7 protein-coding genes are annotated in these 6,953 nt (G+C 64.3%); 3 read left to right on the top strand and 4 right to left on the bottom strand.

The genetic code is table 11. From position 1 onward, the window contains the following. Nucleotides 1-34: 34 nt before the first annotated feature. Complete coding sequence (locus AC07X4_RS19135; RefSeq protein ID WP_056057754.1) at nt 35-838, bottom strand: exodeoxyribonuclease III; 804 nt, start codon at nt 836-838, stop codon at nt 35-37. A gap of 10 nt (nt 839-848) precedes the next feature. On the opposite strand from AC07X4_RS19135, the gene pyrE reads away from it, so the two are divergent. Both pyrE and AC07X4_RS19125 read left to right on the top strand, forming a co-directional pair. Beyond that, on the top strand, nt 849-1,547 hold the full coding sequence (gene pyrE, locus AC07X4_RS19130; RefSeq protein ID WP_056057447.1) for an orotate phosphoribosyltransferase: 699 nt from the start codon (nt 849-851) through the stop codon (nt 1,545-1,547). Between the two features lie 26 nt (nt 1,548-1,573). Further along, entirely contained in the window at nt 1,574-2,251 is a 678-nt protein-coding gene (locus AC07X4_RS19125; protein ID WP_056057449.1) for a DUF4124 domain-containing protein, read from the top strand. 130 nt (nt 2,252-2,381) lie between these two features. On the opposite strand, the gene gatB is transcribed toward AC07X4_RS19125, so the two are convergent. The 3 genes from gatB to gatC are packed head-to-tail and all read right to left on the bottom strand — an operon-like array spanning nt 2,382 to nt 5,637. After that, complete coding sequence (gatB, locus tag AC07X4_RS19120; protein WP_108499048.1) at nt 2,382-3,830, bottom strand: Asp-tRNA(Asn)/Glu-tRNA(Gln) amidotransferase subunit GatB; 1,449 nt, start codon at nt 3,828-3,830, stop codon at nt 2,382-2,384. 1 nt (nt 3,831) lies between these two features. Further along, nucleotides 3,832-5,325 carry an Asp-tRNA(Asn)/Glu-tRNA(Gln) amidotransferase subunit GatA gene (gene gatA / locus AC07X4_RS19115; protein WP_494740984.1) on the bottom strand — a complete coding sequence of 498 codons (1,494 nt, stop codon included), beginning with the start codon at nt 5,323-5,325 and terminating at the stop codon, nt 3,832-3,834. A 12-nt stretch (nt 5,326-5,337) separates the two neighbouring features. Continuing rightward, the gene (gene gatC / locus AC07X4_RS19110; RefSeq protein WP_008907365.1) at nt 5,338-5,637 is read right to left on the bottom strand and encodes an Asp-tRNA(Asn)/Glu-tRNA(Gln) amidotransferase subunit GatC; all 300 of its coding nucleotides are present in this window, start codon (nt 5,635-5,637) and stop codon (nt 5,338-5,340) included. A gap of 207 nt (nt 5,638-5,844) precedes the next feature. On the opposite strand from gatC, the gene AC07X4_RS19105 reads away from it, so the two are divergent. After that, a complete protein-coding gene (locus AC07X4_RS19105; protein ID WP_008907364.1) occupies nt 5,845-6,888 on the top strand; it encodes a rod shape-determining protein in 1,044 nt (347 codons plus the stop codon). The last annotated feature ends 65 nt before the right edge of the window (nt 6,889-6,953 follow it).

The raw sequence follows: 6,953 nt of genomic DNA, 5'->3' as shown, positions 1-6,953 counted from the left end.
GTCGGTCATCGGGGCAGAGGGGCTGGGGCAGGGCTCAGAGGGTCAGTGCGTAGTCCACCGTGATGGGTGCGTGGTCCGAGAACTTTTCGCCCTTGTAGATATGTTCAGCACGTGCCAGCGCCGCGATCGCAGGGGTGGCCAGGTGGTAGTCCAGCCGCCAACCCACGTTGTTGGCATAGGCCTGGCCGCGGTTGCTCCACCAGGTGTAGGCGGTGTCGGTGGCGGTAGGTTGTAACTGACGGTAAACGTCTATGATGCCGCCGCCTTCATCAGTTGTGTGCAACAACTTTGTCATCCAGGCGCGTTCTTCGGGCAAAAAACCACTGTTTTTCTGGTTGCTGCGCCAGTTTTTGAGGTCGATTTGTTGGTGCGCAATGTTGATGTCGCCACACAGGATGAAGTCGCGCTCGGCCTTCAGGCGCATGAGGTGGGGGTGGAACTCCGCCAGAAAGCGGAATTTGGCCTGCTGCCGCTCTTCGCCCGACGAGCCGCTGGGAAAGTACGCACTGATGATCGACAGCTTGCGGGCGGGCGTGTCAAAACGCAGCTCGACGTATCGGCCTTCTGCATCGAATTCGGTCGATCCATAGCCAATGACTACATCCGACGGCACGTGCCGTGTGTAGATGCCGACGCCCGAATAGCCCTTTTTCTGGGCAAAGTGGAAGTGCCCCTGCAGGTCGGCCAGGCGCTCGAAGCGGTTGGCCATGTCGGCGGCCTGGGCCTTGACTTCCTGCACACAAATACAATCCGGCCGCGTGGCTGCCATCCAGCTTTCCACGCCTTTGCTGGTGGCCGAGCGGATGCCATTGAGATTGAGGCTGGTTAACTTGAACAAGGATTTCCCCATGGTGGATGTTGGCGTGCAAACCCCCGAACAGGGCCAGCTGGCGCAGGATTTCGTCCGTTTTGCCGTCGAGTCGGGCGTGCTGCGGTTTGGCGAATTCAAGACCAAAGCCGGGCGCCTGAGCCCCTATTTTTTCAACGCCGGACTGTTTGATGACGGCCGCAAGATCGGCCGGCTCGCGGAATTCTATGCAAAAGCCCTGCTGGCCAGCGGCATCGAATTCGACATGGTGTTTGGCCCCGCGTACAAGGGCATTCCGCTGGCTGCCACCGTGGCGGTGGAGTTGGCGCGCCTGGGCCGCAACGTGCCCTTTGCCTACAACCGCAAGGAGGCCAAGGACCACGGCGAGGGTGGGACCCTGGTGGGAGCGCCTCTCAAGGGCCGGGTGCTCATCGTCGACGATGTGATGTCGGCCGGCACGGCCGCCCGCGAGTCCATCGCCATCATCCGCGCCGCCGGCGCCACGCCCCACGCAGTGGCCATTGCGCTGGACCGCCAGGAGAAAGCCACCGAGAATGGCCAGGACGTGGACCACAGCGCGGTGCAGTACGTGCGCAACCAACTGGGCATGCAGGTGTGTGCCATTTCACGGCTGGCAGACTTATTGCTCTTTCTTGAGAAAAATGGGGAAGAGGGGATGCGTTCCCACCACGAAAAGGTGCTGGCCTACCGCCAGCGTTACGGCGTCAACGAGGGGTAGATGGTTTGAGCAAATCGGCGTGGATCATGGGCGGGGTTCTGTTGGCCACCCTGGGCGCTGATTGGGCGCGGGCGCAAGCCCCCGGGACATCCGGCGGCATCTACACCTGCGTGGACCGCAATGGCCGGCGCCTGACGGCCGACCGTCCGATCGCTGAATGCCTGGACCGCGAGCAGCGGGAACTCGGGCCCTCGGGCATCGTGCGGCGGCAAATTGGCCCCTCGCTGACCGAGCAGGAACGCGCCGCGCAAGAGGCGCAGCGCCGCAAGGAGGCCGAAGCCCGTGCCCGCGAGCTGGAAGAACGCCGCCGCGAGCGCGCGCTGACGGCCCGCTATCCCGACAAGGCCACGCACGATGTGGAGCGCGCTGCGGCCATTCAGCTCGTCGATGACGTGACCGCCACCGCCGAAAAGCGCCTGGTCGAACTGGCCCAGCAGCGCAAAGCCTTCGATGTGGAGATGGAGTTCTACAAGAAGGACCCCAACAAAGCCCCCATGGCGCTGCGCCGCAAGATTGCCGAGAACGAAGACAGCATTGCCGAGCAGCAGCGCTTCATTGCCGGGCAGGACCAGGAAAAGCGCCGCGTGCACCAGCGCTTTGACGTGGAGCTGGCCCAGCTGCGCAAGCTGTGGGATGCGCAGCGCATGCCGCTGCCGGGCACAACGCCTGCCAGCGACGCCTCCGCTCCAGCCGCCACGCGGTGAGGGCCGCGCGGGCGGGGCGCAATTCCCTTGCCCTTGGCCTACGACGTCCACCACCCCATTTGAGACGATCTAAACAACAAAGGGCCTCGCGGCCCTTTGTTGTTGGTGTTGTTGCCAGTCGGCTTGCGCGTCAGCCCGCCAGCTTGGCGCGCAACAGTTCGTTGACCTGCGTCGGATTGGCCTTGCCCTTGCTGGCCTTCATGATCTGGCCGACCAGCGCGTTGAAGGCCTTGTCCTTGCCCGCACGGAACTGCGCCACGTTGTCGGGGTTGGCGGCAATCACCTCGTCGATGATCTTCTCCAGCGCGCCGGAGTCGTTCATCTGCTTGAGGCCCTTGGATTCGATGACGGCATCCACTTCGGTCGACTCTCCGGTCCACAGCGCATCAAACACCTGCTTGGCGGCGTTGTTGGAGATCGTGCCGTCGGCAATGCGGCCGATCAATGCGGCCAGCTGCGCTGCAGTCACAGGAGCTTGCTCGATACCGGTCTCCGCCATATTCAGGCGGCGCGACACCTCTCCCATGATCCAGTTACTGGCCAGCTTGGGCTGGCTGCAGGCTTTGGCGGCTGCTTCAAAGTATGCCGCCATGGCTTTGCTCTGCGTGAGCGTGGTGGCGTCGTACTCGGGCAGGCCATAGTCCGCCACAAAACGTGCGGCCATGGTGCGAGGCAATTCGGCCATCTGCGCACGTTCATCCTGCACCCACTGCTCTGAAATGTGTAGCGGAGGCAGGTCGGGGTCTGGAAAGTAGCGGTAGTCCGCCGCGTCTTCCTTGGTGCGCATCGCGCGGGTTTCGCCCGTGTCGGGGTCGAACAGCACGGTGGCTTGCTGGATTGCATGACCGTCTTCGATCTGCTCGATCTGCCAGCGAATTTCGTAGTCGATGGCCTGCTGCATGAACTTGAACGAGTTCAGGTTCTTGATCTCGCGGCGCGTGCCCAGTGGCTGGCCAGGCTTGCGTACGGACACGTTGGCATCGCAGCGGAAGCTGCCCTCCTGCATGTTGCCGTCGCAGATACCAATCCAGGTGACGATCTTGTGCAGCTCCTTGGCATAAGCGACGGCCTCTTCGGACGAGCGCATGTCGGGTTCGGTCACGATCTCCAGGAGCGGCGTGCCCGCGCGGTTCAGGTCGATACCACTCTGGCCGATGAAGTCTTCATGCAGTGATTTGCCTGCGTCTTCTTCGAGGTGGGCGCGCACCAGGCGCACGGTCTTCTTCTCGTCACCCAGAAAGAACTCGACCTCGCCGCCCTGCACCACCGGGATCTCGAACTGGCTGATCTGGTAACCCTTGGGCAGATCGGGGTAGAAGTAGTTCTTGCGCGCGAAAATGCTCACGGGCGCAATGTGGGAGCCGAGGGCCAGTCCCAATTTGATAGCGCAGGCCACGGCTTCGCGGTTCATCACCGGCAAGGTACCGGGCAGGGCCAGGTCCACGGCGCAAGCTTGCGTGTTGGGCTCGGCGCCAAAGGCGGTGGGAGCGCGGCTGAAGATCTTGCTCTGGGTGGCGAGCTGGGTGTGGGTTTCGAAGCCGATGACAACTTCGTAGCCATGGATCAGTTTGGCGGTCATGTCAGAAGCCCTCCGGACGGCGGAGGTGGAAGTCGGTGGCTTGCTGCAGGCGGTGCGCAGCGTTCAGAAGGCGGGCTTCCTGGAAGTAGTTGCCCAGCAGCTGCAGGCCCACGGGCATGCCCCCCTCGCCAAAACCGGCGGGCACGCTCATGCCGGGCAGGCCGGCCAGCGAGCCGGGCAGGGTGAAGATGTCGGCCAGGTAGTCGGCCAGCGGATCGTTGCCGTGGTCGCCCAGCTTCCAGGCCACCGTGGGGGCCACGGGGCCGGCGATGACATCGCATTCCTTGAACGCGTTCTGGAAGTCGTCGGCGATCATGCGGCGGATCTTCTGTGCCTGCAGGTAGTAGGCGTCGTAGTAGCCGTGGCTCAGCACGTACGCGCCAATCATGATGCGGCGCTTGACCTCGTCGCCAAAGCCTTCGGCGCGGGTCTTCTTGTACATGTCCACCAGGTCGGTGTAGTCCTTGGCGCGGTGGCCGAACTTCACGCCGTCAAAGCGGGAGAGGTTGGACGACGCCTCGGCCGGGGCAATGATGTAGTAGACCGGGATGGACAGCTGCGTGCGCGGCAGGCTGATGGGCACGAGCTTGGCGCCGAGCTTCTCGTATTCCTTCAGGGCACCATCTACGGCGGCGCGCACATCGGGCGCCAGGCCTTCGCCAAAGAACTCGGCGGGGATGCCGATGCGCAGGCCTTCGATGCTGTCGTTGAGCTTGGCGCTGAAATTCTCGGCGGGCATGTCCAGGCTGGTGGAGTCGCGGTCCGGGTCCGGGCCGCACATGGCGGACAGCAGCAGCGCGCAATCTTCGGCCGAGCGGGCCATGGGGCCGGCCTGGTCGAGGCTGGAGGCAAACGCGATCATCCCGTAACGGCTGGCGCGGCCATAGGTGGGCTTGATGCCGGTGATGCCACAGAACGACGCGGGCTGGCGGATGGAGCCGCCGGTGTCGGTGCCGGTGACGGCCGGGGCAAGGCGCGCGGCCACGGCCACGGCGCTGCCGCCGGACGAGCCGCCGGGGATACGGTCCGTGGCCCAGGGGTTGCGCACCGGGGCGGGGGCGTCAAAGCCCACGGGGGCGACGGCGGAGTTCTCGTTGGCCGAGCCCATGGCGAACTCGTCGCAGTTGAGCTTGCCCAGCGTCACGGCGCCAGCGTCGGCCAGCTTGGTGACCACGGTGGCATCAAAGGGGGACTGGTAGCCCGCGAGCATCTTCGAGCCTGCAGTGCTGGGGAAACCTTTGGTGACAAAGATGTCCTTGTGCGCGATTGGCACGCCCGCCAGCGGGCCGGCGGTGCCTGCGGCAATGGCGGCGTCCTGGGCGCGGGCCTGGGCCAGGGTGATGTCCGGGTTCACGGCCACGTAGGCGCCCAGGTTCTGGTGGGCCTGCGCGCGGGCGAGGAAATGCTGGGCGGCCTCGACGGCCGAGACGCGGCGCTCGCGCAGCTCGGTGGCCAGCTGGGCCACGCCCAGGTCATGCAATGCGGTGGAAGTCATGCGGCGGGGCTCTTACTCGATCACTTTGGGCACGAGGAACAGGCCTCGTTCGACGGCAGGGGCGCTTTGCTGGTTGGCTTCGCGCTGGTTGGGCTCGCTGGCCACGTCCTCGCGCAGCCGCAGGGCCACGTCCTGGATAGCTGCGACGGGGTGGGCCAGGGGCGTGACGCCCGAGGTATCCACAGCCCGCATCTGTTCCACGATGTCAAAGAAGCCATTGAGCTGAGTGAGCATGCGCTCACTTTCGGAGGGCGTCAGCTCAAGCCGCGCCAAGTTGGCAATGCGGCCGATGTCCTGGGGGGTCAGTGCCATAGGGAGGAGAATCTAGAGAAACCAGAAGTAAAGCTGTGATCCGGGCTGCGCCGGAGGGAGTTATTCACAGGGGATGGGGTATTATCCCGGCTTTGCCGCAAAGCTCCTGGAATGGGAGTCAATTGCGTGAAAAAAGCCCATAAACACCCCCCTGAATACCTGGCGATGGCAGGCCGACGCGCATGCCGTGCCCGAGAGGATTTTTGAATGTTCGGAGCTTTCCGTCGGTATTTCTCCACCGACCTGGCCATTGACCTTGGCACAGCCAACACCCTCATCTTCGCCCGCGACAAAGGCATCGTGCTCGACGAGCCCTCCGTTGTCGCCATCCGCCACGAAGGCGGGCCCCATGGCAAGAAAGTCATCCAGGCCGTAGGCCACGAGGCCAAGGCCATGCTGGGCAAGGTGCCCGGCAACATCGAAGCCATCCGCCCGATGAAGGACGGCGTGATCGCCGACTTCGTGATCACCGAGCAGATGATCAAGCAGTTCATCAAGATGGTGCACCCGCGCACGCTGTTCACCCCCAGCCCGCGCATCATCATCTGCGTGCCCTGCGGCTCGACGCAAGTCGAGCGCCGCGCCATCAAGGACGCGGCCGAGGCCGCAGGCGCCACGGCGGTCTACCTGATCGAAGAGCCCATGGCCGCCGGTATTGGCGCGGGCCTGCCCGTCTCGGAAGCCTCGGGCTCCATGGTCGTGGACATCGGTGGCGGCACCACCGAAGTGGGCGTGATCTCGCTGGGCGGCATGGTCTACAAGGGCAGTGTGCGCGTCGGTGGCGACAAGTTCGACGAAGCCATCATCAGCTACATCCGCCGCAACTACGGCATGCTGATCGGCGAGCCCACCGCCGAAGCCATCAAGAAGAACATCGGCTCGGCCTTCCCGGGCTCCGAAGTGCGCGAGATGGAAGTCAAAGGCCGCAACCTCAGCGAGGGCGTGCCACGCAGCTTCACCATTTCGTCCAACGAAGTGCTGGAAGCCCTGACCGACCCGCTCAACCAGATCGTCTCGGCCGTGAAGAACGCGCTGGAACAAACCCCCCCCGAGCTTGGCGCCGACATTGCCGACCGCGGCATGATGCTCACCGGCGGCGGCGCTCTGCTGCGCGACCTGGACCGCCTGCTGGCCGAGGAAACCGGCCTGCCCGTTCTGGTGGCCGAAGACCCGCTGACCTGCGTGGTGCGCGGCTGCGGTATCGCCCTGGAGCGCATGGACCGCCTGGGCAGCATTTTCACGAGCGAGTAAGTCGGCAGGCCTGTATGCTGCAGGCACTTTTTTTGCGCTCTGAATTGCATGACTGCACCTGCTCC

This window comes from Acidovorax sp. GW460-11-11-14-LB4, from assembly GCF_059423685.1.
This window is presented reverse-complemented; position numbering and strand designations above follow the sequence as displayed.